This is a genomic window from Yokenella regensburgei (assembly GCF_051486985.1).
Lineage (GTDB): Bacteria > Pseudomonadota > Gammaproteobacteria > Enterobacterales > Enterobacteriaceae > CBFFRJ01.
In genome coordinates this window covers 1-3,079 of the sequence record NZ_JAHVDV010000069.1, presented here as the reverse complement: position 1 = coordinate 3,079, position 3,079 = coordinate 1, and the positions used below count along the sequence as shown (strand labels likewise).

Below are 3,079 nucleotides of genomic sequence, written 5' to 3'. Positions count from 1 at the left end.
ACGCAAAGCAAAATGGTATGTGTCCGGCAAAAGGGAAGAAATTATTTCCGGTTAAGGAGGTGATGGCGCCTCGTTCCGGCAGAGTGCTATTTACCACGATTGATGACTATGGCGGATATAAAGAGGGTGAGTCCGGTTATGGGCCTTAACAAATAACAATATTTACGGAAGGAAGAGAACAGGGAGTAACTATGAAAAACTTGAGTATTTCTTCGAGGTTAGCATTCTTATCTTTTTTAATAATGATGAGTCCGTTAACCAGGGCTGGATGTACAGCAAATCCCCCAACAAATTTTGATATCACCCTTCCCGCTACAACGTTTACGGTTTCTCGTAACCAACCGCCAGGGCCGATTGGAAGTGAACTGTATTTTCCCGGCCCTGGGGTCACTAACTATGGTACTTGTACCTTACCCAACACTGCTTACGAACTTATTGGTTTTCTTTCGCCGATGACTAAAGTGACGCACCCCTCACTCCCTGACGATGTTTACAAGACGGGTTTAGAGGGGATCGGCTTTAAAATTCGTTCTGTGTGGAGTAATTCAGTGGTCATTGGTAATGATCCAAGACTTTATTTCACGATTGGTCCAAATTACCCAGGGGGTGGCGGCGGACTATGGTTAAGTAATATTTACATTCAGTTTTATATCACTGGAGCCGTGGAGAATGGAAATGTAACATTACCTAGCCCATTAGTAGGCGGGTGGGTAACAACCTCCTTATCCACCGCTGATGGTGCGTTATTTCAGAACGTAAACATTAAAGGTGGCCCCATCACTTTCAACGTCGCCTCCTGCAAGACGCCGGATATTCAGGTTGATCTGCAGAAACATGCCAGTACGGAATTTACCGCCGTTGGCACAACCAGCCCTGCAACGCCTTTTAATTTTGAAATTAAGAACTGCGATCCCAACATCAACTCAGTCAATTACACATTTAAGCCAGGACCGGGGGTCACTCTGGTCAGTGCCGGAAACAGCGACCAGCATATCACGCTGGACAGCACCTCATCCGCCAGCGGCGTGGGTATTCAGGTACTGGATGCCTACGACACACCTGTTCCTTTCAATACAAAAATCACTTACGGCGGCTATAACAAAACCACCGGCGGAAGTTATACCATCCCCATGAAAGCGCGTTATATCCGTACCGGTGCCATTTCTGCCGGAACGGCTAACTCGGCCGTGGAATTCACCATGACGTATGAGTAGGGAAGTTCCCTGTTCGAATGCGGGAAACAGGCAAGATTCCATGTCAGGAAAAGATGAAATTATTGCAAAGCAATGAGTTATAAAAACTGCCCCTGTCTTCGGCGAAAGACGGGGCACTCTTTTCATCAAATCTGCGCCAGACCGCCGTCGACGAACAACTCAACACCGTTGATATAGCTTGCGTCATCGGAGGCGAGGAACAGCACCGCGCTGGCCACTTCAGACGGCTTACCAATACGTCCTGATGGCACTTGCTCAGAGAGCCAGGATTTGGTGCCTTCCGCCTGATCGCCACCGCCGAAGAGTTCATTCAGACCAGCAGTGTCGGTTAAGCCAGGGCTGACGGCGTTGACGCGGATACGGCGCGGTTTGAGATCCAGAATCCAGCTACGAGCAAAGTTACGCACCGCCGCTTTGGTGGCGGAGTAAACGCTAAACGCCGGGGTGCCTTTGACGCTGGTGGTGGAGGCCGTCATCACAATGGACGCACCGTCTTTCAGCAGCGGCAGGGCTTTTTGCACCGTAAAGAGCACCCCCTTCACGTTGGTATTAAACGTCTGCTCATAGTGCTGTTCGGTAATTTCACCCAGGGCGGCAAAGTCGCCGCCACCGGCATTGGCCACCAGCACATCAATCTGCCCGTGCTGCTGTTGAATCACATCGTAGAGGTGATCGATATCGCCCAGTTTTCCCATATCCCCCTGCACGCCGACCACGCTGCCGCCAATCTCTTGTACCGCCCTGTCGAGTGCGTCCTGACGACGCCCGGTGATGTAAACCCGTGCGCCATCTGCAGCGAATGCTTTTGCAGTTGCCAGACCAATACCGCTGGTGCCGCCCGTTACCACCACCACTTTGTTGTTGTATCTGTTCATTTCATACTCCGGTTTATTCCGTTGGGTTAGTGGTAAGGAGCATATCAGTGGAACGATGGTGCAATAAGTCAGCAAATATGCTACCTATCGTTCATATAACAGAACGATGAGAAGACGATGCGTACTGACCTGAATGACTACCGCTACTTTGCCGAGGTGGTCCGCCACGGTGGGTTCACCGCTGCGGGGAGAGCCTTACATGAACCAAAGTCAAAGCTCAGCCGTCGCGTTGCTGAACTGGAGTCGCGCCTGGGCGTAAGGCTGATTGAGCGCACCAGCCGCCGCTTTCGGGTTACCGAAGTAGGTGAAGCCTTTTATCAGCGCTGTCGGGCCATTTTGCAGGAGGCGGAGCAGGCAGAAGCGCTGATCGTCAATGCCAACGCCGAGCCGCAGGGTCTGGTACGCTTTAGCTGCCCGACCGGCATGGTGGAGGTGGTGTCCGACACGCTGATGGCTTATATGCACCGCTACCCGAAGGTGCGACTGCAAATCGTCGCCGTCGATCGCGCCGTTGATTTGATTAACGAGCGTATCGATGTTGCCCTGCGCGTACGTACCGAGCTGAACAGTGATGCGGAGCTGATTATGCGCACCCTGGGGATCTCGCACCGGATTCTGGTTGCCAGTCCTGAGCTGGCGCGCCGCGCCGGAGAGGATATCGCCATGCTACCTGCGCTGCCCACGCTCGGCACCAATGATGACGACCCGGAAGTGGAATGGCCGCTGGAAAACCAGGAGAAACAGCGCCTGCCGCTGCGCCATATGCCGGTGATGAGCTGTAGCGATTTCTCCGCCGTGCGCACCGCCGCACGGGAGGGGCTGGGTATCGCTTTTCTGCCGGAGCACTACTGCCATCAGGCCCTTGAGAAAGGGGAGCTGGTGCAGATCTTCCCGCAATGGCGCAGCGTGCCGGGGATTGTCCACCTGGTGTTCACCACCCGCAAAGGGCTGCCGCCCGCAGTCAGGGCACTGATTGACAGTCTGGCCACG

3 protein-coding genes are annotated in these 3,079 nt (G+C 53.4%); 2 read left to right on the top strand and 1 reads right to left on the bottom strand.

Annotated features, from left to right (window positions below):
* The first annotated feature begins 191 nt into the window (after window positions 1-191).
* Window positions 192-1,214: a fimbrial protein gene (locus KXR87_RS23275; RefSeq protein ID WP_437434548.1), complete on the top strand. Its 1,023-nt coding sequence runs from the start codon at window positions 192-194 to the stop codon at window positions 1,212-1,214.
* A 125-nt stretch (window positions 1,215-1,339) separates the two neighbouring features.
* On the opposite strand, the gene KXR87_RS23270 is transcribed toward KXR87_RS23275, so the two are convergent.
* Complete coding sequence (locus KXR87_RS23270) at window positions 1,340-2,089, bottom strand: SDR family NAD(P)-dependent oxidoreductase (RefSeq protein WP_437434547.1); 750 nt, start codon at window positions 2,087-2,089, stop codon at window positions 1,340-1,342.
* Window positions 2,090-2,206: 117 nt separating this feature from the next.
* On the opposite strand from KXR87_RS23270, the gene KXR87_RS23265 reads away from it, so the two are divergent.
* On the top strand, window positions 2,207-3,079 hold an 873-nt coding region (locus KXR87_RS23265), incomplete at its 3' end, for a LysR family transcriptional regulator (RefSeq protein WP_437434546.1).